The organism is Rhizocola hellebori (genome assembly GCF_016862955.1).
Taxonomy (GTDB): Bacteria; Actinomycetota; Actinomycetes; order Mycobacteriales; family Micromonosporaceae; genus Rhizocola; species Rhizocola hellebori.
Genome location: NZ_BONY01000085.1, coordinates 14,313 through 39,752, shown reverse-complemented (window position 1 = coordinate 39,752; position 25,440 = coordinate 14,313). Strand labels below are relative to the sequence as shown.

At 66.6% G+C, this 25,440-nt stretch carries 24 protein-coding genes and 1 pseudogene; 15 read left to right on the top strand and 10 right to left on the bottom strand.

Features of this window, described 5'->3' with window-relative positions:
- The 6 genes and pseudogenes from Rhe02_RS40830 to Rhe02_RS40805 all read left to right on the top strand — a co-directional run.
- Window positions 1–1,045: pseudogene (locus Rhe02_RS40830) on the top strand (hypothetical protein); the annotation flags it as partial.
- Between the two features lie 100 nt (window positions 1,046–1,145).
- A complete protein-coding gene (locus tag Rhe02_RS40825; protein ID WP_203913874.1) occupies window positions 1,146–2,936 on the top strand; it encodes an asparagine synthase-related protein in 1,791 nt (596 codons plus the stop codon).
- On the top strand, window positions 2,933–4,006 hold the full coding sequence (locus Rhe02_RS40820) for a glycosyltransferase (RefSeq protein ID WP_203913873.1): 1,074 nt from the start codon (window positions 2,933–2,935) through the stop codon (window positions 4,004–4,006). Before Rhe02_RS40825 ends, Rhe02_RS40820 begins: the two co-directional genes overlap by 4 nt.
- Window positions 4,007–4,012: 6 nt before the next feature.
- Window positions 4,013–4,675, top strand: a complete 663-nt coding sequence (locus tag Rhe02_RS40815) for a polysaccharide deacetylase family protein (RefSeq protein WP_203913872.1) — start codon at window positions 4,013–4,015, stop codon at window positions 4,673–4,675.
- The gene (locus Rhe02_RS40810) at window positions 4,666–5,835 is read left to right on the top strand and encodes an ATP-grasp domain-containing protein (protein ID WP_203913871.1); all 1,170 of its coding nucleotides are present in this window, start codon (window positions 4,666–4,668) and stop codon (window positions 5,833–5,835) included. The genes Rhe02_RS40815 and Rhe02_RS40810 overlap by 10 nt, the downstream gene beginning before the upstream one ends.
- Window positions 5,832–6,572 carry a PHP domain-containing protein gene (locus Rhe02_RS40805; RefSeq protein WP_203913870.1) on the top strand — a complete coding sequence of 247 codons (741 nt, stop codon included), beginning with the start codon at window positions 5,832–5,834 and terminating at the stop codon, window positions 6,570–6,572. The genes Rhe02_RS40810 and Rhe02_RS40805 overlap by 4 nt, the downstream gene beginning before the upstream one ends.
- Here Rhe02_RS40805 and Rhe02_RS40800 read toward each other — a convergent pair.
- On the bottom strand, window positions 6,569–7,513 hold the full coding sequence (locus tag Rhe02_RS40800; RefSeq protein WP_239124371.1) for a glycosyltransferase: 945 nt from the start codon (window positions 7,511–7,513) through the stop codon (window positions 6,569–6,571). The two genes, Rhe02_RS40805 and Rhe02_RS40800, sit on opposite strands and share 4 nt — an antisense overlap.
- Before the next feature lie 108 nt (window positions 7,514–7,621).
- On the opposite strand from Rhe02_RS40800, the gene Rhe02_RS40795 reads away from it, so the two are divergent.
- Both Rhe02_RS40795 and Rhe02_RS40790 read left to right on the top strand, forming a co-directional pair.
- On the top strand, window positions 7,622–8,887 hold the full coding sequence (locus Rhe02_RS40795) for a glycosyltransferase family 4 protein (RefSeq protein WP_203913869.1): 1,266 nt from the start codon (window positions 7,622–7,624) through the stop codon (window positions 8,885–8,887).
- A complete protein-coding gene (locus Rhe02_RS40790) occupies window positions 8,884–9,690 on the top strand; it encodes a glycosyltransferase family 2 protein (protein ID WP_203913868.1) in 807 nt (268 codons plus the stop codon). Before Rhe02_RS40795 ends, Rhe02_RS40790 begins: the two co-directional genes overlap by 4 nt.
- Here Rhe02_RS40790 and Rhe02_RS40785 read toward each other — a convergent pair.
- Both Rhe02_RS40785 and Rhe02_RS40780 read right to left on the bottom strand, forming a co-directional pair.
- Entirely contained in the window at window positions 9,681–10,862 is a 1,182-nt protein-coding gene (locus Rhe02_RS40785) for a hypothetical protein (RefSeq protein WP_203913867.1), read from the bottom strand. The genes Rhe02_RS40790 and Rhe02_RS40785 overlap by 10 nt on opposite strands.
- An 8-nt stretch (window positions 10,863–10,870) precedes the next feature.
- On the bottom strand, window positions 10,871–11,869 hold the full coding sequence (locus tag Rhe02_RS40780) for a hypothetical protein (RefSeq protein ID WP_203913866.1): 999 nt from the start codon (window positions 11,867–11,869) through the stop codon (window positions 10,871–10,873).
- A 166-nt stretch (window positions 11,870–12,035) separates the two neighbouring features.
- On the opposite strand from Rhe02_RS40780, the gene Rhe02_RS40775 reads away from it, so the two are divergent.
- Together Rhe02_RS40775 and Rhe02_RS40770 are read left to right on the top strand one after the other, a co-directional pair.
- On the top strand, window positions 12,036–12,833 hold the full coding sequence (locus tag Rhe02_RS40775; RefSeq protein ID WP_203913865.1) for a glycosyltransferase: 798 nt from the start codon (window positions 12,036–12,038) through the stop codon (window positions 12,831–12,833).
- Window positions 12,834–12,908: 75 nt separating this feature from the next.
- Window positions 12,909–13,421 (top strand): hypothetical protein, encoded by a 513-nt coding sequence (locus Rhe02_RS40770; protein ID WP_203913864.1) that lies wholly within the window; start codon window positions 12,909–12,911, stop codon window positions 13,419–13,421.
- A 60-nt stretch (window positions 13,422–13,481) separates the two neighbouring features.
- Here the strand turns inward: Rhe02_RS40770 and Rhe02_RS40765 are convergent, their stop codons facing one another.
- From Rhe02_RS40765 to Rhe02_RS40750, 4 genes are all read right to left on the bottom strand, one after another.
- A complete protein-coding gene (locus tag Rhe02_RS40765; RefSeq protein ID WP_203913863.1) occupies window positions 13,482–13,688 on the bottom strand; it encodes a hypothetical protein in 207 nt (68 codons plus the stop codon).
- A gap of 48 nt (window positions 13,689–13,736) precedes the next feature.
- Window positions 13,737–14,510 carry an alpha/beta hydrolase gene (locus Rhe02_RS40760; protein ID WP_203913862.1) on the bottom strand — a complete coding sequence of 258 codons (774 nt, stop codon included), beginning with the start codon at window positions 14,508–14,510 and terminating at the stop codon, window positions 13,737–13,739.
- A 12-nt stretch (window positions 14,511–14,522) separates the two neighbouring features.
- Window positions 14,523–14,735, bottom strand: a complete 213-nt coding sequence (locus tag Rhe02_RS40755; RefSeq protein ID WP_203913876.1) for an Rv1322 family protein — start codon at window positions 14,733–14,735, stop codon at window positions 14,523–14,525.
- Between the two features lie 88 nt (window positions 14,736–14,823).
- A complete protein-coding gene (locus Rhe02_RS40750; protein ID WP_203913861.1) occupies window positions 14,824–16,602 on the bottom strand; it encodes a 3-hydroxyacyl-CoA dehydrogenase family protein in 1,779 nt (592 codons plus the stop codon).
- 153 nt (window positions 16,603–16,755) lie between these two features.
- Here Rhe02_RS40750 and Rhe02_RS40745 point away from each other — a divergent pair, with 153 nt between their 5' ends.
- Genes Rhe02_RS40745 through Rhe02_RS40725 form a run of 5 tightly spaced genes read left to right on the top strand, consistent with a single transcriptional unit; the run spans window position 16,756 to window position 21,836 of the window.
- On the top strand, window positions 16,756–18,237 hold the full coding sequence (locus Rhe02_RS40745) for an aldehyde dehydrogenase family protein (RefSeq protein WP_203913860.1): 1,482 nt from the start codon (window positions 16,756–16,758) through the stop codon (window positions 18,235–18,237).
- A 38-nt stretch (window positions 18,238–18,275) separates the two neighbouring features.
- Window positions 18,276–19,751, top strand: coding sequence for a DHA2 family efflux MFS transporter permease subunit (locus Rhe02_RS40740; protein WP_203913859.1), 1,476 nt, complete (start codon window positions 18,276–18,278; stop codon window positions 19,749–19,751).
- Entirely contained in the window at window positions 19,729–20,319 is a 591-nt protein-coding gene (locus tag Rhe02_RS40735) for an acyl-CoA-like ligand-binding transcription factor (RefSeq protein ID WP_203913858.1), read from the top strand. The genes Rhe02_RS40740 and Rhe02_RS40735 overlap by 23 nt, the downstream gene beginning before the upstream one ends.
- A 48-nt stretch (window positions 20,320–20,367) precedes the next feature.
- On the top strand, window positions 20,368–20,913 hold the full coding sequence (locus Rhe02_RS40730; protein WP_203913857.1) for an EF-hand domain-containing protein: 546 nt from the start codon (window positions 20,368–20,370) through the stop codon (window positions 20,911–20,913).
- A complete protein-coding gene (locus Rhe02_RS40725; RefSeq protein WP_203913856.1) occupies window positions 20,910–21,836 on the top strand; it encodes a terpene synthase family protein in 927 nt (308 codons plus the stop codon). Before Rhe02_RS40730 ends, Rhe02_RS40725 begins: the two co-directional genes overlap by 4 nt.
- Here Rhe02_RS40725 and nucS read toward each other — a convergent pair.
- From nucS to Rhe02_RS40710, 3 genes are read right to left on the bottom strand one after another with little or no spacing between them, the layout of a single operon-like run.
- Entirely contained in the window at window positions 21,833–22,492 is a 660-nt protein-coding gene (gene nucS, locus Rhe02_RS40720; protein WP_203913855.1) for an endonuclease NucS, read from the bottom strand. The genes Rhe02_RS40725 and nucS overlap by 4 nt on opposite strands.
- A 9-nt stretch (window positions 22,493–22,501) precedes the next feature.
- The gene (locus tag Rhe02_RS40715) at window positions 22,502–22,924 is read right to left on the bottom strand and encodes a DUF6174 domain-containing protein (RefSeq protein ID WP_203913878.1); all 423 of its coding nucleotides are present in this window, start codon (window positions 22,922–22,924) and stop codon (window positions 22,502–22,504) included.
- 36 nt (window positions 22,925–22,960) lie between these two features.
- On the bottom strand, window positions 22,961–25,330 hold the full coding sequence (locus tag Rhe02_RS40710) for a penicillin-binding protein (protein ID WP_239124370.1): 2,370 nt from the start codon (window positions 25,328–25,330) through the stop codon (window positions 22,961–22,963).
- Window positions 25,331–25,440 lie beyond the last annotated feature (110 nt).

The window sequence follows — 25,440 nt, the reverse complement described above, 5'->3', positions numbered from 1 at the left end:
CCTCGCGCCACTAGGCAGAAGGCGTCCCAAGTGGGCTATGCCGGCGTTGATCGCGGGTCTGCTCATCACGTTGCTGGCCGGGGCCGGTGTGGTGTGGGCCACCAACCAGAGCAAAGACCAAGACCCGACAGCGCTGCCGGAGACGAGCGGCAGCGAGTCGCAAGAATTTCAGCCGACAGGCGATGCCGGCTCACCTCTTTCGGCGACCGCCTCGCCCGGTTCGACACCAAGCCCCACCCCAAAGAAGACCACGCCCACCAGTCAGGGCCCGATCTATACAAGTTGGCCCAATGCCAGCAATACCGGCGTTCCGGCGGGTAAGCAACTGACCGCCCATGCCGGCGACCTCATCATCACCAAGGCCGGCACGGTCATCGACGGCCTGAACGTCAAGGGCTGCATCAGCGTTCGGGCTGACAACGTCACCGTCAAGAACACGCTTGTCCGGGCCGCCTGTGCGGAGGGCTCGATCGGGCCCGGCTACAACACCTCGCCCAAGAACCTGCTGATCCAAGACGTGGAAATCGACGGGCTCGGCCAGACCACCACCTATTCCGGCGTCAGCGGCAACAACTTCACCTGCCGCCGCTGCAAGATTCACGGGACGGGAACGGGGATCAGGGCAGGAAGCAACTCGGTCATCGAGGACTCATATCTCTACGGCAACAAGGTGGGCGGCGAAAGCCACAACACGGCCATGTCGATCCACGGCGGCTCCAACATCGTGATCCGCCACAACTACCTCCAATGCGACGGCGGCTACAACTGCTCGTCGGCGCTGTCGCTCTACTCGCGCGATGGCACCATCAACGGCGTCACCGTTCAGGAGAACCTGTTTTCCGGTGGTGGCTATTGCGTTTACGGTGGTGTCTTTTCCGACGCGACCGCCAACAATGTGAAGTTCCTGAACAACGGGTTCTTAAAGAACCAGTGGCCCAAATGTGGCGACTTGGGCCCGGTGGCCGCGTGGGACAGGGAAGTACCCGGAAATGTGTGGAGCGGCAACTACTGGTACCCGGATCGGGCCAATCTGGTGACCCCCTAGTCGATCCTGTCGGCAAGCCGTCAGTCCTCGGCTGGAACGGCACTGGTGACCACGACTAGGGTGATCACATGTTCCAGCGCCGCCCCTGGCTGGCCCTCTCGTGAGAGCTTTCCTCGCCGTTTCAGCCGTTCCCGGCACCGCAGCGGTCAGCTCTACCCCTCACGCACTGTCCTATCTAGATGGTGATGGCGACGTCGCCGTCCAGCACAGTTCCGACGGATGGATCGCCTCGGCCGGCCGCGAGCAGGACGACGACATCGACGATCCAGAGCGTGGCTTCGCGGTAAGGCTGACGCGATCGATCCGCACCCGCGAAGGTGACCTTTCGGCGAAGGCCGTGGGCGCCATGCTGGGCGAGGGGAACGCCGTCGACCGCATCGGCCTGTCCGGCATCCTGCCCCCGTTCGGCGCGGCTCATCGCGCGGGCCCGGGCCTGCCGATCGTGGTGGGCGTTGACTGGGTCGGCATGCGCCAGCTCTTCTGGTGGCAGGGCGCCGGGGTGGCCGCGGTCTCCACCAGCGCGCTGGCTCTCGCCGCGCTCAGCGGCGCTTCGCTCGACTCGGCGAACGTGGGCATGCAGAGCCTGCTTGGTCACCAGGTGGGGACGAACACCCTTTTCAGCGGGATCCACAAGCTCGCCGAAGGATCAATCGCCGTGCTGCACCACGGCGCGGTCAGCGTGCGGCGCTATGTCGAGCCGACCATGGCGAGCGAGCCCCTGCCACTGTCCGATGTGGTCGGTGAGATGGCCGCGATCCTGCGCGAGATACACGCGGCCTACCTTGCCGACCATCCGCGTACGGTGCTTCAGCTCACCGGGGGTCAAGACTCGCGGGTGCTGCTTTGCGCCGTCCCGCCCGGGGCACGCTCCGGTCTGAACGCGATGACTCTCGGCGTACAAGGCGCGGCCGACGTCACCATCGCGGCTCGCCTGAGCGCGATGTGCGGGCTCGACCATCACGTGCACTGGCTCGACCAGCAGCCCGCGGTCCAGACAGCCACCGCCTACCGGATGGCGCTCGACGCCGCGGTAGCCCTCGACTGCATGGCGAGCCCGCTGGCCCTCGCGCCGCTGGTGCTCGCGGAATCCGGTCTCGATCAGGGCCACCGGCTCTCCGGCGCGGGCGGCGAGACGGCACGCGGCTTCTACTACCCGGGCCAGCCTCGGCAGGAAACCACGCCAAACCTGGTCAGCCGGCTGGCCGAATGGCGCTTGTTCATCAACGAGGCGGTCGACAGCGACGCCCTCGACCCGGGCTTCGCGCAGCGCGCGAAGGTGAACGCGATCGATCAGCTCAACGAGCAGTTCGCGGGCTACTCCCGGGAGTGGCTGCGGGCCACCGATGAGTTCTACCTGTTCAACCGGGTTCAGCGGTGGGCCGGCGCGCACGGCACGCCGGCCGCGGTGCGGCGCTTCTTCATCAACCCCATGCTGGACAGGCGCTTCATCGAGCTGGCCCTGCTCACCAGCCCCGAGGAGAAGCGCAACGCGCACCTGATGGGCCAGTTGATGAACCGCCTCGACCCGCGGCTCGCCTCGGTGCCGCTCGACTCCGGTCTGGTACCCGCAAAATTGGGAAAGCCTGGTTTGGTGACCACCATGGCGGTGGCTCGGGTCACCGCGCGCAAGGCGGCGGGCAAGATTCAGCAGCGGCTGGGCCGCAAGAGCAAGGCACAGCTTGGCGCCGAGGATCTCGCCAATCTCGTGGTGGCGCACTGGCGCGCCGAGCCGAACCAGGTGGATGCCTTGCGGCAGAACGGATTTATCAACACCGGCTGGCTCGACGAGCTGCTCGACGGGCGGCGCAGCGCGCGGGCGGCGACGGTGGCGTTCCTGGTCAACATCTTGGTGGCCAGCGAAGTGCGAACGACGACGGAGGTTGGACGATGATCCCGGCTATTTCGGGGCGTGTGCGCGAAGTGCTCGCCGCCACGAGTCGAGCTCGCGAGCTGCGAAGCCGGCGGCCTCCCAAGCTCACCGTCGGCGCGCGGAGAGGTTCGCCGGTGGTCTACTACCTGACCCCCGACCAGTCCTCACCGCGTGGCGGCGTGCGGATGCTCTACCGCCACGTGGACCAGCTGAACGCGGCCGGCATCGACGCCGCCGTGCTGCACAGCGAGGAAGGCTTCCGGTGCACCTGGTTCGCCAACAACACCAGAACAGTAAGCGCCCCAAAGCTCACGCTCAGCCCCGACGATGTGCTGGTGGTGCCGGAGTTCTACCTGCTCGGCCCCGACTTGCTGCCCGCTGAGCCGCGAAAGATCGTCTTCAATCAGGGCGCCTACCACACGTTCGATCACGTGCCCTTCGCGCAGACTCCGCCCGGTGCGCCCTACACGACCTTGGAAAACCTGGTCACGCTGCTGACCGTCTCCGAGGACAGCGCGGCGCTGCTGCGGTTCACGTTCCCGGACATCCCGGTGCACCGGGCCCGCGCCGTTCTGGACCACCAGGTGTTCCACCCACCCGGGTCCGAGACGCGCCGTGCCCGGCGGATCGCCTTCGTCCCCCGCCGCCGGCGGCAGGAACGCGAACACCTGCTGCACATCCTGCGCTCGCGCGGGGTGCTGGAGGGGTGGGAGCTGATCCCGATCGAGGGCTATACCGAGGCGCAGACGGCCGAGCTGATGCGCAGCTGCCCCATCTTCCTGAGCTTCAGCGAACGCGAGGGCTTCGGCCTGCCGCCGGCCGAGGCGATGGCCAGCGGCTGTTACGCGATCGGCTTCACCGGCATGGGCGGTCGCGACTACTTCGATCCGGAGTACAGCAGCCCGGTACCCGACAGCGACATCCTGGGTTATGCCAAGGCGGTCGAAGAAGCGATACGCCGATACGAGACCGAGCCGGAGAACCTGGCCAAGGCCGGGCTGGTCGCCTCGGAGCGAATCATCGGGCGCTACCACGAGTCGGGGCTGCGCGAGGATCTGCTCAGCCTCTATCAGCCGCTGATGGCCCGGTAGGGCAGGATGCCTCACGTGTTGAACATCTGCTTCCACGGCATCGGCACGCCCAAACGGGCATTGGAGCCGGGCGAGGACATCTACTGGGTCGACGTCGACCGCTTCGAGAGCATCCTCGACGAGGTGGCGCAGTGGCCGTCCATCCGGATCAGCTTCGACGACTCCAACGCGTCGGATATCGAGATCGGTCTGCCCGCGCTCTTGAAGCGCAATCTGCGAGCAGACTTCTTCGTCATCGCCGGGCGGCTCGGCGAGCCGGGCAGCCTCTCCGAGGCCGACGTTCTCCAGCTGCGTGAGGCGGGGATGAAGATCGGGTCGCACGGGATGTCGCACGTCTCGTGGCGCGGCATGGACGCGGCGACCCGCCACGCCGAGCTGGTGGCCGCCCGCGACAGGCTGGCCTCGCTGCTCGGCACGCCCGTGGCCGAGGCGGCCTGCCCGCGCGGGCAGTACGACCGGGGAACGCTGCAGGCGTTGCGGCACAACGGGTATTCCCGGGTGTTCACCAGCGATCGACGCCCCGCGAACGAGCAAGCCTGGCTGCAGCCGCGATACAGCGTGCGCAGTCACGACACCGCAGAGTCGATGAGGGCCGAGGTATTGGCCGGGCCGGGAGTCGCCGCCAAGCTGCGCGGCACAGCCGTCGGGCTGGTGAAGCGGTGGCGATAGGCCCACGCGTGCTCATCGGCTTCGCCGAGTCGCTGGCCGCGATCGAGTCGGCCTGGTGCCTGCGCGACGCGGGCTTCGAGGTGGTCGCCTTCACCCGGGCCGGAAGGCGGCCCGCGCTGGCTTCCGCCAAGGGGATCCGGCTGGTGAGCCTGCCCGAGCCGGAGGCCGACGCGGCCGCAAGCGTGGCAGCGCTGCGCCAGCTCATCGAGGCCGAAAAGCCGGTCGCTGTGCTGCCTCTCGACGACGCCTCGCTGTGGCTCACGGCAGCCCTGGCCGAGGTGGCGCCCGAGGGCACCGCCGTGATCGCCGGGCCGGTGGGCGCCGCCGCGCGGCTGGCACTGGACAAGAGCCAACAGGTGAAACTGGCCGAGGCGGCCGGCTTCCCGGTGCCCCGATCCGACGGTGAGACGCCATCGGACTCCGGTCCCTGGATGGTGAAGTCGGCCTTGGCGACCGTGGAACGGGAAGGCCGGCTGACCCGGCCGGCCGGGGCGATAGCCCGGCAGGCCACCGACGTCGCCCGGATAGCCGCCGAGATCGGTGGACCCGTTCTGGTACAGCCGCTGATCGACGGGGTCGGCGAGGGTGTCTTCGGAATCGCCTGCGGCGGTGAGGTGCTGGCGCTGTCGGCCCATCGGCGGGTCAGGATGATGAACCCGCGTGGCTCCGGTTCCAGCGCGTGCGAATCGATCCCGGTGGACCCGGCGCTGGTCGAGCCGGTGCGCCGCTTCCTGGCCGAGGCCGGTTGGCACGGCATCTTCATGATTGAGCTTTTGCGAGACAACGACGGCCGGCCCTGGTTCATGGAACTCAACGGGCGAGCCTGGGGCAGCATGGCGCTGGCCGTGCGGCGTGGGCTGGACTATCCGCAGTGGGCCGTGCGAGCCGCCATCGATCCGCAATGGCGGCCGGTCTCCCCGCCCGAGGCGCCGCATATCGTGTGCCGTCATCTCGGTCGTGAAACCGTGCACCTGCTTGCCGTGCTGCGCGGTGCCCGAGGAGGTGACGTGGGGCGCTGGCCGTCCCGCGGCGCCACCATCGCGGCCATGCTCCGGCCAGGCCGCAAGACCCGTTGGTACCACTGGCGACGCGGCGAGTTTCGGGTCTTCGCCCGCGACGCGTGGGCGACGGTTGCCGAGCAGCTGGGGAGACGGCGATGAACTATCTGGCCGCTCCGCACATCCACTCGGCCTGGTCCGACGACGCTTCCTGGTCGCTGGGGGACATCGCGGCCGGCTTCGGCAAACGCGGTTACCGGATCGTGCTGCTCTCCGAACACAGCCGCGCCTTCGCCGAGGCCGACCTCGGCGCCTACCACGCCGCGTGTGCCGAGGCGAGCACGCCTGAGGTGCTCCTGGTACCGGGCATCGAATACAACGATCCAGAAAACCTGATCCACATCACGGTCTGGGGCGAGGTGCCGTTCTTCGGGCACACCCCGCAGATCGGCGATCTGCTGGCGAAGGTCAGCGCCGAGGGCGGAGTCAGCGTGCTGGCCCATCCGTGGCGGCGCGACGCCTGGCGGCGTTACGAGTCGGCGTGGACGCCACACCTTGCCGCTATTGAGGTGTGGAACCGAAAGTACGACGGCCTAGCCCCGAACAAGCAAGCACTGGCCATGGCCCGTCGCCTCGGCGTGGCACCGTTTGTCTCCCTGGACTTTCACACCAGCCGGCAGTTCTTCCCGCTGGGCATGTCGCTGCACATCGACGATGGCGTGCCGCTGAGCCCGCACAGCGTCTACCAGGCACTGCGGCAGGGCGCCTTTGAGCCGCGGGCGTTCAACCGGTCTGCGCGTTTCTTCATGGGTGGCCCGGCGCGGCCGGCTCTGGAGATCGTCGAGCGAACCCGCCGGTTGCTCAGGGGGCGTTTGCGCCACCTGCGTCGCGAAAGTTAGCCGTTCGCCCGGACGGTTTGCGCGCTGGGAGCTTGGCGTAGCCGAGCCGGGCTGGTCAACGATCGGACTGCGGCACGGCTGGGCTTGCTGCCAAGCAGGGCGCGGCTCGCTTCGCGCAGGACCAATGCCGCCCAGTAGGCGGCCGAGGACGCGAACCCGTGGCGGCGACGGTAAAGGCGCGCCCGGTTGACCATCAACAACGCCCACAGACCCGGCGACTGCTTGGAATCGCCTTCCAGATGCACCGCCCGCGCGGCCGGAGCGAGCCGGGTCGGCAGGCCCGCGTCGCGTGCGCGCAGCGCGAAGTCGGTCTCTTCGGAGTAGAGGAAGAACGACTCATCCCATGGGGCACATCGTTGCCAGCACTCGGCGCTGATCAGCATCGCGGAGCCGGCTGCCCAATCGGCCATGGTTTCTGACTGATAGTACCGATCTCCGGTCACTATCTCGCCGAACATCGGGTACTTTCCGGCCCGGCGCGCACCGAGCATGGCGTCGCCCAAGGCGCGCAACACCGTTGGCTCGCGGCGCAGCACGGGAATGTAGCTGCCGTCCCCTCTTTCCAGTTGCGGCACCACGATTCCCGACGTCTCGCGGCCCAGCACCGAGAGCAATTCCTTGGCGCAGCCCGCGGTGAGCCGGATGTCGGGGTTGAGCACGAGGATCGCGGTATGCGGGGGCGCGGCGGCAACCGCGGCATTTATCCCTGCGGCATAACCGGCATTGCGTCCCATCTCGACCACTGTCGCCTCGGGCAACAGGCGCCGGATCTCGGACGTGCTGGCGTCGGTGGACGCATTGTCGGCCACGGTGAGATGCCATGACACGCCTTGCATCCCGGTCTCGAGTGAGGCGACCAGATCGGCGAGGAGACGCTCGCTGTTGAAAGTGACGGAGACGACCGCGACGGTCTCACCCTGACCCGAGCTGCTCAATGCCACCCGGTGAGTCTAGTGAACCGATGCCCCACGACGGCTTGTAAACAATGTGACAGGCGAAACGGCCCGGTTTTCTTGCCTGCCAAGGCTCCGCCATGCAGGAATGGTCAGGTGCGCACAGCTCGCAGGACCCATATCACCATTCTGATCGCCAATCTGCCCGCCGAGCGAGACCGTCGAGTAATTCGTCAGTGTCTATCGCTTGAGGAGGCCGGCTTCGCTGTCACCGTGATAGCTCCGCGCGGCGAGCGAGGTCTTACCGTACTGCCCGGTAGCCGAGACACCCGTTTGCGGCCTTATCCCGTAAAGGTCTACGGATCGGGCATAGTGTCGTTCGCCATCGAGTTCGGCTGGTCCTTCCTGTGCATCGCGTTCCGGTTGATGGGTGAAGTGCTCGCCGGAAGAGCGCATGCCGTACAGGTCTGCAATCCACCAGATGTTTACTTCCCGTTGGCGTTGCTGATGCGGGCTTTGGGACGGCCGTGGGTCTTCGACCACCACGACCTGTGCCCCGAGGTCTATGCCACCAGGTCCGACGGGAATCCAAACCGGTTCGTCTACAAGATGCTGGAGCGGCTGGAGTGGCTCACGATGCGCACAGCGTCCTGGGTGACCTCCACCAATCAGTCCTATCGCGACATTGCCCTGCGCCGCGGCGTGCGGCCGGACAGGGTGACCGTGGTCCGCAACGGGCCGTCCGCCAACGAGATCCGGCCGGCGACCGGGTCGCCCGGGAAAGACGACCTGCAAAAGCTGGTTTACCTCGGCGTGCTCGGGCCGCAGGACAACGTGCGCGGCGCCGTGCTGGCCGTTGAGGAGCTGGCAAAGCTGCGCGGGCGCACCGGCTGGCGGCTCATCATCGCCGGCGACGGCGAAGAGCTGGAAAATCTCAAGGCGCTGGTGGTTCAGCGCCAGCTCGAAGACATCGTCGAGTTCACCGGATGGCTTGGGCCACAGGGAGTTGACCAGCTGTTGCGGCAGGCCACCTGTGCCATCCAGCCCGATCTGCCGACCCGCATGAACCAGCTCTCGACCATGGCCAAAACCGTGGAATACCTGGGTCGCGGTGTTCCCGTGGTGGCTGTCGATCTGCTGGAGACCCGGCGCACCGCCGAAGAAGCGGCGCTTTACGTGCCGACCGGCGACCCGGCCGAGTTCGCCAAAGCCCTCGATGAGCTGCTGGGCGACGAGTCGCTGCGGGCTCGGATGAGCAAGACCGGGCTCGCTCGCTTCAACGAAATGCTGTCCTGGGAACACCAGGCTGTGCCCTATCTGAACGTGTGGCGTCAGCTGCTCTCGCGGCGGCTCGCCAAGGCCACCGTGCCGGCGCCACGGCGTGAGGCCGCGTCATCGGAGTCGGAGAAGGCCAAGCTGTGATCAGCATTGTGATTCCGGCACACAACGAGGCCAACCGGATTGGCGCCAACCTTGCCCTGCTGACCGGGGCGGGCTCGGACGACTTCGAAATCATCGTGGTGCCCAACGGCTGCACCGATGCCACCGCTTCGGTGGCCGCGCAGGTCCCCGGCGTACAGGTGATCGACCTGCCCGCACCGGGCAAGGCCGCCGCTTTGCGGGTCGGCGACGCGGCCGCCAAGGCATTTCCACGGATCTATCTCGATGCGGACATTCCGCTTACCCCCGTTCAGGTTCGGGCGCTGGCCGCCGCGGTGGAACGGCCGGGTGTGCTGGCCGCCACCGGGGCACGCCGGGTGACCACCGAGGGCTCGAGCCTGCTCGTGCGCGCTTTTTACGCGGTGAACAAACGCCTGCCCGCCTATCGCGACGCGCTTTACGGCCGCGGGGTGATCGCTGTCAGCGAGAGCGGGCGATCGCGCTTCGCCGAGTTCCCCGATCAGGTCGCCGACGACCTCTTCCTGGACTCGATGTTCAGCGCGGCCGAGAAACACCATGAGCCGACGGTGGTCTCCACGGTCGCCGCGCCCCGCCGCACCGCCCATCTGGTGGGCCGGCTGGCCCGGCTGCGCGCGGGCAATCGCGCGCTGCGCGCCACCGCGACCGCCGCCATCCGGCCGGCCCGCAACTCGTCCTGGCTCAAGGATGTGGTGCTGCCCCGGCCGTGGCTGTGGCCGGCTGGAATCTGTTACGCCGCAATCATTCTGGCCGCCGAAAGGTCAGCACGCCGGGCCGGCGAAGTCACCTGGGGCCATCAGGCCTGACTGACCACACGACGCCGCCTCGGCACACTGAGCCGCCACATCGCGGCACACGCCCCGGTCGCGATGGCCATGAATATCGGATAGGTGCCCAGCTCGAACGGCGCGAAGGTGAAGCCGAGCGCGATGCCCATCAGCTGCGTCGCCATGAGACAGGCACACAGGTGCCGATCGGCCAGCATGACCGACCGGCGAAAGGCGAGCGCGGCCAGCACGAACGCGCCAAGGTGAAGGGCCGCAAGCGCTATCACCCCGACGAGCCAATGCCCGCCCGGCCACGCCTGCTCCGGGATGGCTGCCCACCGGCCACGAGCCGCGGCCACCACGTCGTTGCCCGGCTCGGTGAACATCTTCGCGATTGAGCGCGGTAGGTCCGGCATGAGGTAAAGCATGGCCGCGACCACGAGCAGGCTGGGCGTCAGCAGGTTGAAGCGGGTCCGCCAGGTCCACGCCGGGATCAGCACGACCAGCAGCACGGCCAGGGCCAGCAGGGCCGTTCGCGATGGCGCGGTGGCAAGCGCCAGCACCATCAGCACCCCGATCAGGCCCATCCAGCCCCTTTCCGGCCGGGTGCGGGCGAAGCGTCCCATGTGGATCGCGAACGGAAGCAGCAGAACCAGCACCGCGCCAAGCTCTGGCGTGATGCGCGGCCCGGCCGCGTCACCGCGGCGCACCAGACCTGGAATATCAAGGTATGCAGTTATATCGATGTTAATCGCCGCCCAGACCATGCCCAACACCGCGATCACAGCCGCGCCGATCAGCGTCAGGCAGATGAGCCCGTCAAGGCGTTCCTTGCTGCGCAACCCCTCGGACGTGGCCAGGATGACCCCGAAGAAACCCAAGCCGCCAAGGAGCGCCCGGATCGCCATGTCGTCCTGGGCCGGGGTCAGCCCCCGCCACAGCCCGGCGGCGTAGGAAGCGCACGCGGCGGCCAGGCACAGCCAGGCGAGCCACCGCATCGGCTGCGCGCCCACCGCGATCATGCGATGGTGCAAGCGGGTGAGCAACCAGATCCCCATGAGCAGCAGGCACAGCAAGGTCGCCGGATGGCCGAACTCGCCGAAAGCCGGCAGGACCATCGCGGAAGGAATCAGTGCCACCAGCAACACGACGAAGCCGACGAGCAGGCCGGCATTGAGGTGATGCCGCCTGGCCGGCATCTGGCCATACATGCCGGGCCCTACCGCTTCGTGGCCGCGTCGGCCGCGTCACCGCTCAGACGTTTGCCCAGCGGGCCTTTCCCCTGCTTGCCATTGGTCCGAGCCATCCCGGCCAGCGGCAGCACGACCGTGACATCGTTGTCGCCCTGGCTTTCCACCGCCACCTGATCGAGTGGGACGGTCACCGCGGCCTCGAGCCTCTCGACCTCCTTGACCACGGCTTCCCCCTCTGCCGCGGCCGATTCGCCTGCGGCCCGGCTCGCCACCGCGGCCCGTACCGTCGCCACCCGGACCACCGACGAGCCCGACAGCCGGGAACCGGCCGGCATCGCAGCCGCCCCAGCGGTTTCCGGCTCCGCCGGCTCCTGGCGTCGTACCGGATGGGCCGGCGCGACGCTCTGGCGCGGCACCAGCCGCCGCTGCGGTGGCTCGGGAGCCCTTGATCTGCGCCGGGTCAGCGCATCGACGCTGAGCGCGACGCCCGCCGTGATGAGCAGGCCCACTCCCGCGATGACCACCAGGGCGCGCCTGCCCGCGGACCTCACGACCCTGATGTCGTCACCGGCATCGGCCACACTGACCGCAATCGCTTGCCCCGGCCCGGCCGCGGTCTGCAGTTTGGCCGCTTCGGTCTGCACCATCTGGATGAGACGGTCGACCGTCTTCGCCACTTCTTCCTGCTCTTTGCCCACCACTTCCAGGCCGATGAGCGGAAGGCTTTCCGACGTGAACGTCACGGAATAGTCCGACAACAGCCCACTCTGGCCGAGCTGCTGCCTGATCTCCTGGCTGTTCAAGGCGATGGAGACGTATTCGGCCAGACCCGCGGCCGTGAAGGGATTGGCGACCTGCCCCGGCTGCGCCACCGGCGGGGCCAGGAAGGCGATCTGAGCCCTGGCCGAGTAGCCGGGCGGGATCGTCAGCAGAGCGAATACCGCCGCGATCGCGGTGAGCAGCAGCAACGGCACGGTTACCCCGCGGCGTCGCCACATTACCTTTGCGACATCCCAGAGATCCATGTCGCCCTTTCTCCACGGGGGTCGGGCCCAAAAATTACTATGCCTGGTCAACTAGATTTGCGCTTCGTCCGATGAGGTGCTGTCGGGAAACCGACCACGGTCCGTCGCTCGGTCATCAGTTTGGCACGCCACAATTACGTTTCATGAGCATCCGATTCGCATGCCCATGACCAGCATTATCATTCCTGCCTACAACGAGGGTGGCCGCATCGGCGGGAATCTGACGCTGCTCACCGACGGCCTGTCGGCCAACGAGTTCGAAATTATCGTCGTCGCCAACGGCTGCGTCGATGGCACCGCGGAAATCGCCAGGAGCATTCCGGGGGTACTGGTGATAGAGCTGCCCGAAGCCGGAAAAGTAGCCGCATTACGGGCGGGCGATGCGGCAGCCACCCGATTGGCGCGCATCTACCTCGACGCGGACATTCCGCTCTCCGCAAGCGAAGCGAGAGCGCTCGCGCAGGCGGTGAGCCAGCCCGGCGTACACGCCGCGACCGGCCGAAGGCGCGTGTTGACCCGCGGCTCGGGCCTTCCGGTGCGCGCCTATTACGCCATAAACCGGCGCCTGCCGGTGTTTCGGGACGGCCTTTTCGGACGAGGGGTGATCGCCCTGAGCGCGGTGGGCCGTTCCCGCTTCGAGCGCTTCCCGGACGCGATCGCCGACGACCTCTTCCTCGACTCGCTGTTCGAGCCGCAGGAGAAGCGGCACCTGGCCGAGGTGGTCACCACGGTCACCGCTCCCCGCAAAACGGCCCAGCTGATCCGCCGGGTGGCCCGGATGAGGGCGGGATATCGGTTGATGCGGCTGATGTCCGTTCCACGACCGGCAAGCAATACCTCCTGGCTTCGCCATGTCGTGTTGGCGCGGCCGTGGCTGTGGCCGGCCGGCGTTTGCTATGTCGTGGTAACGATCTGTGCCGAGATGATTTCGCGGCGTCTTACTTTGGAATGGAGTGCCGGTTGATCCGGTCCTGATGCTGCGGACCAGGGCGGACAACGGTAACGTGTGCGCTTTGGCGAACCCCTTGGAGGAACCCCCATGCGCCGCCTGCTGGCCCCCTTGGCCTTGACTGGCCTCCTTTTCGTTGCCGCCGCTTGTTCCAAGACCCCCACCAACAACGCGGCAGCCACCCCCACCCCCAAAGCAACAGCGACCAGCTCGCCTTCCGCATCACCGCGACCGGTGCCGACCGGCAGCCCTTGCCAGATCGCCCAAGCGACCATAGATAAGATCAAACCGTTGCAGGACAAGTACAAGGTCGCCTTCGGCAGCAACGACGCGGCCAAGGCCAGCGCGGCCAAGGCGGAGATCCAGGCCGGGCTGCAGGGCATCGCCGCCGACCTGCGCGTGGCTTCGGCCGCCGCGACCGGCAACGAGGCCGATCTCAAGGAAGCCCTCATCACGGCGGCGACCAAGATTGAGGCAGGCGCCCAGGACGCGACCCTGTTCGCGGTGAAGAAGACCCAGACCGAGGCCAACACCGCCTTCACCACGGCCACTCTGAGCTGGGTCCCGGTGACCCTGCTCGCCGACTGCAACCCACCCAAGTAAAGGGAAACGCTGTAGTACTGGCGCGCGCCGCTTGGGCGCGCGCCAGAATTACCGCGCTAGCTACTCAGCGAGGTTCGAGATTGACTGCGCCCAGCGGAAGAACTTGTTGGTGCCCAGGTCACGAACGGTCTTGATGTTAAACGCCTTGAGCAGGAGCTCCGCGTCTCCCTCGGACACGCCCTGAATGGCGATCACCGGAGCGTCGGCGAGTTCCTGGGCGCTCTTGCCCTCGTATTCCTTCTTCAGCTTGTTTTCCAGACCGAGCACGAGGCATTCCTTTCGGTTGAGGGAAATCTCGTGCAAATAATGCCTTAGTCAGAGTGGATCAAACGCGGCAACCGTGCGATCGGCATAGGCACTGGCGTCCCCGGCGGCCATCGGTCCGTCCCATGTGGACGATAGCGGGGTGGCTACACCAGGCGCGACGCGCTTGACTATCTCGTTGAGTACATTTTCAGCATCTCCCACCCAAAGGTGTTTCGCCCCGGGCATGGCGACCACCTCGGCTTGCGGAATTGCCGCAAACCTCACCCTTGCCTCATCTGGCCGCAGGTAGTCGTCAAACTCCGGAATGAGAGCGGTCAACGGTTTGCCATCGCGTGCCCAAACCTTCATCTCCTCTTCCGTCGTCGTACGAAGGGGCGGGGAGAGCAGGACGGCCCCCTCGATCGCCGGATCGCAGCCGTATTTGAGCGTGAGATCGGTGCCGAAGGACCATCCGACCAGCCACCGGTTGGGCAGGTCATGGAACTCCGCGTACTCGATGGCGGCCGCCACGTCGAAACGCTCGGAAACCCCGCCGTCGAACACGCCCTCGCTCGTTCCCTGCACGCTTGTCGTGCCGCGGGTGTTGAAGCGCAGCACGGCCAGCCCGGCCAGGGCCGGCAACCGCCACGCGGCCTTGCGAAAGACGTGGCTGTCCATCATGCCGCCGTGCGTGGGCAGCGGATGTAGGCAGATCAGGGTGGCCTTCGGCGTCCCGCTCTCGGGAAGGGCGAGCTCGCCGATCAGCTTCAGGCCGTCCGCGGTGTGCAGCTCGATCGGCTCACGCGCGGCGGGCAGGATCGAATTGCCACGAATAAGACTCACCTGATCATTGTGTCACCAGCGGGCGGAGGACGGACCGCGCCGGCCACGAGCCCGCCAGCACGACGTGTGCCAGTGCCGGCGGTCCGACTCGTCGCCCCAGCCCTCCAGCGGCCACGCCACCACATGCGGCACACCCGGCCTGATCTCCTGGTCGCAGCCGGGGCACCGGTACATTTTGGTGCTCGTCTCGCCGCTGAGGTGGCGCACCCGGAACTCGCCCTCGATCTCGTCGAACCGGGTAGGCGCGGGATCGGGCTTACCCGGTTCGTCACGTCGGTTGTTACGGCGAGGGCTCACCCGTCAAGAGTAGGGATCAGCGGTGAGTGTGATCGCGGAAGCCCCGCCCGGTCTTGCGCCCGAGGTAGCCCGCGGTGACAAGGTGCTCGAGCAGCGGCGCGGGCGAGAAGCCCGGCTCGCGAAGCTCAAGGTAGAGCTCCCGTTGAATGGCAAGGCTGACATCGAGGCCGACCACGTCCAGCAACTCGAACGGGCCCATCGGGTAACCACAGCCGAGCTTCATTGCGGCATCGATATCGTCAGCCGTCGCATAGCTTGCCTCGAGCATTTTCACAGCATCATTCAGGTACGGAAAAAGCAGCGCGTTGACGATGAATCCGGCCCGGTCGGCACAACCCACGCCGGTCTTGCCGAGCTTGGCGATGACCGACTTGGCCGTGGCGCGCGTGGTGGCGCTGGTGCGGATGGTGCTGACGATCTCGACCAGCGGCATGATCTGGGCCGGGTTGAAGAAGTGCAGCCCGATGACGTCGGCCGGGCGCTGGGTGGCCATCGCGCATTCGATGACGGGCAGGCTCGACGTCGTGGTCGCGAGCACCACGCCGGGCTTGCAGATCTCGTCGAGGCTGGCGAAAAGCGCCTTCTTGACCGACAGCTCCTCGACCACGGCTTCGACCACGAGATCGACGTCGGCAAGGTGATCAAGGTTGGTGGACCAGGTGATCCGGCCAACGGTCTGGTCGCGGTCGGCTTCGCTCAGCTTGCCGCGGACCACGCCCTTGTTGAGTGAGGTCTTCACGGTCTCGCAGACGCGGGCCGACTTCTCCGCCCCCCGGGTCACGCTCAGCACCTCGTATCCGGCCTTGGCGAAGACCTCGATGATGCCGGAGGCCATGGTGCCGGAGCCGACCACGCCCACTGTCGTGATTGGACGTTCCAGGCTGGCTTCGCCCTCGACCGCCGCGGCGGCGTCAACCACCACCGGCGATCCGGGCTTTTCGTAGGTATAGAAGCCACGGCCCGACTTGCGTCCGAGCAGACCGGCCGTGACCATCTGCTTGAGCAGCGGGTTGGGCGCGTGCCTGCGATCGCGGCCACCACGCCTGTACATGGTGTCGAGAATCTCGTAGGCGGTATCGAGGCCGATGAGATCCATGAGCGCCAGCGGCCCCATCGGCAGGCCGCAGCCAAGCTTCATCGCCGCGTCGATATCCTCGCGGGTCGCGTAGCGGCCTTCGAACATCGTGACGGCGTGGTTCAGGTACCCAAAAAGCAAAGCATTGGCAATGAAGCCCGCTCGGTCGTTGATGGTCACATCGGCCTTGCCCAGCCGGGCGCACATCGCCTCTACGTCAGCCACCACCTCAGGGGTGGTCACCACGGTCTTGATGATCTCGACCAGCTTCATCACCGGCGCGGGGTTGAAGAAGTGGACCCCGATCACCTGGTGCGGCCGATGGGTCGCGACCGAGATCTCGGTGACGCTCAACGAGCTGGTGTTGGTGGCAAGAATGGCGTGGGGAGGGCAGACCCGGTCGAGCTCGGCGAAGATCTGCTGCTTGAGGTCGAGGTGCTCGGGCACCGCCTCGATCACGAAGTCCACGCTGTGCAGCGCCGCCAGCCCGACCTGGAAATCGACCCGGCCCACCAGCGCGTCGCGATCCTGCGGGCTCAGCTTGCCCTTGGCCACAGCGCGATCGGTCGATCCGGCAAGGTTGGCCCGGCCCCTCTCCAGCGCCTGGGCATCGATCTCTACAGCGACCACAGAAAGGCCGTTACGTGCGAAGACCTCGACTATCCCAGCACCCATGGTGCCCAAGCCGACCACACCAACCGTATTGATCTCCCGACCCATGGCCTTCTCCTTAGCGACGATTAAGTCGGAGTCTGCCATGCCCTCTGTTACCCCTCACTCGAGTGTGAAGCGATCCACTGCAATTCGAGCGCACGCCCCGGGAGTTTCCGAGGATCTTTCGTATTACTTGGGGGTAGGCATAGACTTTCGGCCGTGACTGTCACCACGATTCCCGGCGCTAGCAGTGTCGCCGACGGCGAGCTGATCTCGACAAACCCTGCCAACGGCCAGGAGGTGGCCCGGCTCAAGGTAGCCAGCGCGGCGGAGGTTGCCGCGGCTGTCACCCGGGCCCGGCAAGCCGGTCAGTGGTGGCAGGGCATCGGTCATGACGAAAGGCGCAAGCGCCTGCTGCTCTGGCGCAAGGCGCTTGTCCGGCGCATCGAGGAGCTCGGTGAGCTGATCCATCGGGAGGGCGGCAAACCTGTCGACGAGGCGATGCTGGAAATCGTCGTTTCTGTCGACCACATCGCCTGGGCGGCGCGGCATGCGAAGAAGACGCTCAGAGGGCGCTCGGTGGGCGGAACCCTGCTCCAGCCCGAGTACGCCGCTTACCTCGAATACCAGCCCTACGGTGTGGTGGGCGTGATCGGCCCTTGGAATTTCCCGATCTTCACGCCGATGGGTTCCATCGCCTATGCGCTCGCGGCCGGCAACGCCGTGGTCTTCAAGCCCAGCGAGTACACGCCGGCCGTCGGCCAGTTCTTCGTCGACCTCTTCCACGAGATCGTGCCCGAGCACCCGGTGCTGCAGATCGTCCACGGCACGGGCGAGGTGGGCGCGGCCCTCTGCCGTTCCGGTGTCGACAAGATCTCCTTCACCGGCTCGCCCGCGACCGGCAAGAAGGTCATGGCCACCTGCGCTGAGACGCTCACCCCGGTGGTCATCGAGGGCGGCGGCAAGGACGCGGTCATCGTGGCCGAGGACGCCGATGTCGCAGCCGCGGCGGAAGCCGTGGCGTGGGGTGCGAACTTCAACGCCGGACAGGCCTGCGTCGGCATCGAGCGCGCCTATGTGCACGAGAAGGTCTATGACGAGTTCATCGGCAAGCTGCTCGAGGAGACCAAGAAGATCAACCCGGAGCAGATCGGGCCGATCACCATGCCGGGCCAGCGCGAGGTGATCAAGAGGCACATCGACGCGGCGCTCGCCAGCGGCGGTCGTGCTCTGATCGGCGGCGCGGACGCGGTCCAGGGCACCCATGTCCGGCCAACTATCTTGGTCGATGTCCCCGAGGATTCGGTGGCCGTACAGGAGGAGACCTTCGGCCCGACCGTCACCGTGGCGAAGGTGTCGAGCATGGACGAGGCCATCAAGCTCGCCAACGCGACCGACTACGGGCTCGGATCGGCCGTCTTCTCCCGCGACCACGGCATCGACATCGCGCGCAGGCTGCGCACCGGCATGACCTCGGTCAACTCCGCTTTCTCGTTCGCTGTCGTGCCGACCCTGCCGTTCGGTGGTGTTGGCGGCTCGGGCTTTGGGCGCATCCATGGCGAGGACGGCCTGCGTGAGTTCGCGCGGGCCAAGTCGATCGCCAAGCGGCGCATGCCCAGCCTGCCCGCGATGCTGACCTTCCACCGGACCCCGGCCGGCATGAAGCTCGCCCTGAAGGCAGCGCGACTGCTTCACGGCTAACTTGACAGGAACTATTTTTTGAGAGCTACTATCAAATTATGGTAGCTCTCAAAAAATGGTACGCGCTTGCCGCGCTCGTGCTGTGTGTGCTGGTCATCGGCCTCGACGGCACGATCCTCAACGTGGCTCTCGCCACGCTCGCCGCCGACCTCGGGGCGAGCACAGGCGATCTGCAGTGGATCGTCGCCGCCTACCTGATCACCCTCTCCGCCCTGCTGCTGCCCGCCGGTTTGGCCGGCGATCGGTGGGGGCGCAAGAAGCTGCTCCTCAGCGGGGTCGCGCTCTTCGGCCTGGCCAGCCTGCTGGCCGCTTTCGCCAAAGACACCACGGTTCTGATCGCGGCGCGGGCGGCGATGGGAGTGGGCGCGGCGATCATCATGCCGCTGTCGATGTCCTTCCTGCCGGTCATCTTCCCGCCGCAGGAGCGGTCGAAGGCCATCTCCATCTGGTCGGTCGGCATGGCGCTCGGGCTTCCGCTCGGCCCGATCCTGGGCGGCTGGCTGCTGGAAAACTATTGGTGGGGCTCGGTTCTGCTCATCAACATCCCGGTGGTGCTGGTGGCTTTCGTAGCGGCGGCGGTGCTGCTGCCCGAATCCAAGGATCCGCACGCGCAAAAGCTGGATCCGCTAAGCGTCATCTTCTCCGTCTTCGGTCTGGGCCTGCTGGTCTACGGCGTGATCGAGGCACCGACCCGCGGCTGGGGCAGCCCGGTGGTGCTGGCGTGCCTCGGTTTCGGGATCGTCCTGATTGGACTCTTCACGCTGCGCAATCTGCGGCGCGCCCAGCCGCTGGTCGACCTCAGCCTGCTGGGCAACCGCACCTTCGCCTGGGGAACGCTCGCCACCGTGCTCGCTTCACTCGCGCTGATGGGCCTGCTGTTCGTGCTCCCGCTCTCCCTGCAGGCGGTCACCGGGCTCAGCGCGCTGCAGACCGGAATCCGGTTGATACCACTGATCCTCGGGCTGGCGGTGGCGGGGCGGCTCGCGCCCAAGGTCTGCGCGAAGCTCGGCGCCCCCACCACCATCGCCACCGGGATGCTCCTGCTCTCGGGCGGCTTCGGGCTGGGCACGCTGATCGCGAACACCTCGATCTGGCTCACCGTGATCGGGCTCGGGCTGGGCTTTGCCATGGTCCCGGCCATGGACGTGGTGCTCGCCACGCTGCCCGAGCATCGCAGCGGGGCTGGCTCGGGCCTGGTACAGACGCTGCGTCAGGTCGCGGGCGCCTTCGCCGTCGCGGGTCTGGGCAGCCTGCTCAGCTCGGTCTACCGTGCCCAGCTCCCGGCCGATGCCCCGGCAGCCGCCCGGGAGTCGATTGTCGCCGCCGCGGCGCTGCCCGACCCGGCCCTGTTCGAGCAGGCCAAGCACGCCTTCCAGGCGGGGATGGAGGCCGTTCTGCTGACCGGCGCGGGCGCGGCGATGCTGGGCGCGATCCTGGTCGCCCTGTTCCTGCCCCGCACGCCCGAGCCCGGCGTGGTGCGAGAATCGGAACATGACCTCGCCCGGGTTGCGTGAGCGCAAGAAGGCCAAGACTCGGCGAACCATCCAGGACCACGCCCTGAGATTGTTCGCCGAGCAGGGTTACGACGCCACCACCGTCGATCAGATCGCCGAGGCCGCCGAGATTTCGCCGAGCACCTTCTTCCGGTACTTCGCTACGAAGGAGGATGTCGTCATCGAGGACGAGTACGACCCGCTGCTCATCGAGCTGTTCCTGGGGCAGCCCGCCTCGCTGGGGCCGGTGGCGGCGATGCGCGAAGCCATGCGCACCGCCTTCGCACAGATCTACCCCACCGAGCAAGGCCAGCTTCTCCAGCGCACCAAACTTCAGCTTGAGGTCCCCGCGATCCGCGCCCGCGCGCTGAGCAACCAATTCGGCATGGCGAATGTGGTGGCCGAAGCCGCCGCCCGCCGCTATCGCCGCGACATCGGCGACTACGAGGTGCAGGTCTTCGCCGGCGCCTATGTGGGCGCGTTGATTCCGGCGATAACCCGTTGGGCGGCAAGCGATGGCAAGGAGTCGCTACCGGAGCTGGTGGATTCTGCCCTAGCGCATCTGGAAAAGGGCCTGGAGCTGAAATAATTTCCATATCGCCGCGACGGCGATCCCCGCCGTGATACCTAAAAGGTCATGACCACGGAATTGCAGATCCGCAAGCTGGACAGAGCCTTCGACCAACTCGATGTCAGCAACAACGGCCAGCTCGAGCGCGACGACCTCATCGGCCTCGGCTCCCGGATGATCCTGGGCTTCGGCCAGTCGCCAACCTCGGCCAAGGGCAAGGAGGTGCTCGACGGGTTCGACACCTTCTGGAACCGGCTCGCCGCGGACGCCAAAATCGAGCGCGATGATGCTCTGTCGCCAGCCGAGTTCCGGGACGCGATGATCTCCGCCTATATCAAGAGCGATGCCTTCGACGTCTCGTTCCGGCCCGTCGCGCAGGCCGTGGCCAAGCTGACCGACATTGACAACGACGGCCGCCTCGGACCGGCCGAGTTCCGCACGATGCAGATCGCCTTCGGCACGTCCGCGGAGAACATAGAAACCGCTTTCGCCGCGCTCGACCGTTCCGGCGACGGCCAGATCTCGGTCGAGGAGCTGGTCGAGGCGGCACGGGAGTACTACACCAGCGCCGACCCGCAAGCCCGTGGCAACCTCCTCTTCGGACCGCTGTGACGATTCACCTGGGCAGTTTGGAGGCGATCGAAGGCCTGGATGCCCCGTGCCGGCGGCATCCTTTTGAGCCGCGCCTGCACGATGCTCTCGCTCCCGACTCCGGCGCGCGCTTCGCGGCGATGGCCTCGCGCGCGCTGCCGGAGTCGGATCTGGCGACCGCAGTCCTGTTTGGACAGTGGATCGGCTGGTTCGCCGACTTCGACGATCAGCGCGACGACGGCCCGCTCGGCAGCGACACGGCCCGTCTCAACCGCCGCTACCGCGACCTGCTCGCCACCGTCGACCGCTCGCCCACTCAGCGCTACCCGCGCGGCGGAGATGAGGCCTTCGCGGGACTGTGGCGGCAAACCGCGCCGAGAGTGGGGCCACAGTGGACACATCGATTCCGCATCGGCCTGCGTGAGCATTGGCGCGGCAGCCTGATCGAGGCGGCCAACCGGCAATCGAGCCGGGTCCCGACCCCGGCCGAGTTCGTTCAGCTGCGCCGGATTACCAACGGGGCCATGGTGTTGCTGCTGCCCGAGGCCATGCTGCGGGTCGATGTTCCGTGGCGGCTCGCCCAGTCGCCGGCCTGGCGAGCTCTGGTCGACGCGTGCAACGACGTGGTCGGCTGGTGCAACGACCTCGCTTCGGTGCAACGGGAATCGGCGCGCGGGGACATCCACAACTTCGTTCTGGTCATCGCGCACGCGCTCGGTGTCAGCCGGGCAAGCGCCGCCGCCCGGGTCCGGGAGCGGATCGCCCGGCGCATGCTCGACATGCACCACGCGGCCCGCTTCCTGCCGTCCACTTTCGACAGTCTCGGCCTCGACCGGCGCACGGCCTGCGACGTGAGCCGGGTGGCGGTCACCTTTCTGGCCACCCCGCGCGGCCACCTCGAATGGCTTCGGGAGTCGTCCCGCTATGCGCAGAAGGCGGCTTAGAAGAGGGTGAGCTCGTCTCTCTCGATCCCGCGCAGCATGTCGTAGTCGACCACCACGCACCGGATGCCCCTGTCCTCGGCCAGCACCCGGGCCTGTGGCTTGATCTCCTGCGCGGCGAAGATGCCCGAGACCGGGGCGAGCAGTGGATCGCGGTTCATCAGCTCCAGGTACCGGGTCAGCTGCTCGACACCGTCGATCTCGCCGCGCCGTTTCACCTCGACCGCCACATGGGCGCTCTTGGCATCGCGGCACAGCAGGTCGACCGGCCCGATCGCGGTCATGTATTCGCGCCGCACCAGCGTGAAGCCCTCGCCGAACACGTGCGGCGAGGCGGCGAGCAACTCCTGAAGGTGTGCCTCCACACCGTCCTTCTGCAGCCCGGGGTCGACGCCAAGCTCGAAGGACGTGTCCTGGAAGATCTCCTCCAGCGTGATGCGCAGCTCCTCGCCCGCCTTGTTGATCACCTTCCAGACGCCGGGTGCTTCCTGGAGTTTGCACGGCGGGCTCATCCAGTTCAGCGGCTTGTAAGCGCGATCGTCGGCGTGAATGGAGACCGACCCGTCCGCCTTCACCATGATCAAACGGGTGGCGAGGGGAAGGTGGGCCGCGAGACGACCGGCATAGTCAACAGAGCATCGAGCGATTACCAAACGCACCGAGACACCCTAGCTCCTCGGGGTGTAGTTGGAGATGCGGTAACACGCCTCGTCGTCGATGGCATTCTTGATCGGGTCGAGATCTATCTTGGTGGGATGGCCGTCGGCCGGATCGGTCTCGAGTTTGGCCAGGTGAGCGCCATTTTTCTTGGCGGTCAGGTATTCGTCGAGCAGATCCTTTAGCGAGGGATAATTTTCCGGCTTCACCTCGGGCAGCGTGTTGTCCTTGCGCACCACCTCGGTCACCTTGCCCTGCGCCACAGTCATCTTGAAGGTGCCGATGAGCAGGCGCTCGCCACAGGTCGAGGCGACCGTGTATTCGTAATTCGCCGGCTCCTGCCAGCTGAGGGACGGCTCCGCCGTGGTCGGCGCAGCGTCACCGCATCCGGCCAGGGCCAGTGCGGTGACGCCCACCAGTAGTGCTCTTTTCATACCCGAGGAGACGAAACCCGGGGCGGACCGGTTCCGCTACGGGCCGGGCGATGGGCCCTTGCCATCGCTGACCTGGATCACCACCAGCCCGCCGCGCAACGTCTTCACCGTCGGATTCGTCGCGGCCACCGAGCCTGCCGGGCAGACCGAGGGGACCGTGCCCTTGGCGACCTCAACCCGGAACCCGGCGCCCTTGAGGGCCGCGGTCACATCACCGACACTGGCGCAAGGGGCAAAGACCGGGATGTTCGCCTGCACACCGGTGATGAGCTTCTGATTCTTCGGTGGGGTGAACTGAATCGAGGGTTTGCCGGCCATCGCGTCGCGCATCGCCATCTGCACCGCCGGATTGATGCCGCGATCACCCTTGTGCTTCATCTTCTGCGTGGTGTCCGGCCAATCCGGATCGACCAAGAACCCAGAAATGGCAAGCTGTTTGGTGGTGATGGTGAGCGTGGCCGTGCTCTCGTTGTCACTGGTGCCGCTCTTGCCCGCGACCGGCTTACCGATGATTTTGCGGGAGTCCAGCGCGGTGCCCCCTTGGCACTTGCTGACCGTCGACGAGTCGCCGACCGGGCAGCGCGCGGCGTCGATGGCCGCCCGCGCCACCTCGGGGTCGATAACCTGGGTGCAGTTCTTGCCACCGATGTCGAGCTTCTCGTTCTTGAACGTGAAGATCGCCTCGATCGGGGTAGGCGCGCAGTAGAGGCCGTCGGCGGCCAGCGTGGCGAAGGTGTTCGCGATCTGCAGCGGCGGATGGGTGGAGATGCCCAGGGTGAACGGCGACCAGATTTTGGCATTCGCCACCGAGCTGTAGAAGTCGTCGTCCTTCGTGCCCGTCCCCGGCCGGTCATTGGGATCGTCGGGCACGTCGTAGAACGTCACGCCCATCCGCTTGGCGACATCGATCACCTTGTCGCCCCCGACGGTGTCGAACAGCGGCACGAAGTAGGTGTTCACCGACGAGCCGAACGCCGTCCACATGTTGTGCGGGCCGATCGCCGTGCCCGCGCTGTTGGGCGGGCACCACATGCCGTTGCAGGTGGGCTCGAGCTTGTACGGGTACTTGGACTGCGCCTGCGCCTGGGTGTTGATGACGTAATCGAGCGGGATCCCGTTCTCCAGCGCGGCGACCAGCGTGTAGATCTTCATGACCGAGCCGGGCCGGTACCCCTGAAAGGAAGGATCGGTTGATAGCAAAGGGTTCGTGGTGTTGGGGTAGGACCCCTTGGACCCGGCCGGGGCCTTCGGGTTGGTGTTAGGCCCGTTCTCCTCGTCGTCGTCGAGTTTGAAGTTTCGGTTGGCCGCGAGTGCCCGCACCTTTCCGGTGCCCGGCTCGATTCCGGCCAGCAGCAACGCCTGCGGCAGGTTGATCGGGGCCTGCTTGATGGCGGCGTTGTAGGCGGCGGTCTGCGTGGTCAGGTCGAGCGTGCTCTGGATCCGGAAACCACCGGCCCGCAGCTGCCTTTCCCGGTCATACGTGGTCGGGCCGAACACCTCCTGCTGCAGCCACCAGCGGTGCAGGTAGTCGCAGAAGAAGCCCCAGTGGTTGGCGCTGACGTCCACACATCCGTTGGGCGTTTTCTTGTACAGGATGACGAGCTTCTCAGCCTTGGCGGCGGCCGCCTGCTCCGGCGAGATCTTTTTGAGGTTGGCCATTTCGGTGACGATGTAGTCACGCCGCTCGAGCGCGGCCCGCTTGCCCTTCTCGTCATCGGTCGAGCTGGGAAACTTCACCAGCCCGGCGAGGTAGGCGGCCTGGCTGACGGTCAGGTCTTTGGGGTGCTTGTCGAAATAGACCTGGCTTGCCGCGAAAATCCCGAAGGCCCGGTTACCGAAGAACGCGGTGTTGAGGTAGTTCTCCAGGATCTGCTGCTTGTTCATCCGCCGCTCGAGCGCGATCGCGTAGCGAATCTCACGGAGCTTGCGCGCGTTGGTGTCCTCGGTCGCGGCCAGGACCTCTTGGGCCTTGGTGTCCAGCGAATAGGTCAGCGACATGCGGACAAGCTGCATCGTGATGGTGGACGCGCCCTGCTGCACCTCACCCTGGCTCTGGTTGGCGATGAAGGCCCGGGCGAAGCCTTTGACATCAACCCCGTTGTGGTCGTAGAACTTCTGATCCTCCGCGGCCAGGATCGCCTGCTGCACGACATCCGGAATCTCGGCCAGCGGCAGATCTCGCCGGTTCTCGTCGTAAACCGCCGCAAGCTGGGTGGTGTTGTCCGAGGCGAAGACGTAGCTGATCTGCGGAGAACGCTTGACGGTCAACTCGTCGGGCAGTTGCCCGAAGGCCTCGCCGCCGGCCTTGGCCAGCAGCCCCGAGATCGCAGCCACCGGAAACGCGGCGGCAGCAACGACGATGCCGGCCAGCACAGCGCACAGCGCCAAGGTGCTCAATCTGCCCAAAACTCTGATATTGCCAGCGCTATTGCGCATGAACGTCCCCCGTGTCAGACACCCGGTCATAACCAAGACGCGCGAGCTGGTCCCACGGTTGCATCCTCAGCACAGCCGCA